The sequence below is a fragment of the Shigella sp. FC1544 genome, assembly GCF_001722145.1.
In the GTDB taxonomy this organism is placed as follows: Bacteria; Pseudomonadota; Gammaproteobacteria; order Enterobacterales; family Enterobacteriaceae; genus Escherichia; species Escherichia coli.
Genome location: NZ_MECT01000450.1, coordinates 1 through 444 on the forward strand (window position 1 = coordinate 1; position 444 = coordinate 444).

1 protein-coding gene is annotated in these 444 nt (G+C 63.7%); it reads left to right on the top strand.

From position 1 onward, the window contains the following. A partial coding sequence (locus BGK49_RS18250) for an IS66 family transposase (protein WP_146628139.1) occupies positions 1–444 on the top strand: 444 nt, incomplete at both ends.

Below are 444 nucleotides of genomic sequence, written 5' to 3' on the forward strand. Positions count from 1 at the left end.
CGTGCAGCGCCCGCTGCGTCAAACCCGCACCCGCAAACCGTTCCCCGAATCACTCCCCCGCGATGAAAAACGGCTGCTGCCGGCAGCGTCATGCTGCCCGGAATGTGGAGGCTCACTGAGCTATCCGGGTGAGGATGCCGCCGAACAGCTGGAGTTGATGCGCAGCGTCTTCCGGGTTATCCGGACTGTACGTGAAAAGCATGCCTGTACTCAGTGCGATGCCATCGTGCAGGCCCCCGCGCCTTCACGGCCCATCGAGCGGGGTATCGCAGGACCGGGGCTGCTGGCCCGCGTGCTGATCTCAAAGTATGCAGAGCACACCCCGCTGTACCGCCAGTCTGAAATGTACGGCCGCCAGGGCGTGGAGCTGAGTCGTTCACTGCTGTCGGGCTGGGTGGATGCATGCTGCCGGCTACTGTCACCGCTGGAAGAAGCGCTTCAGGA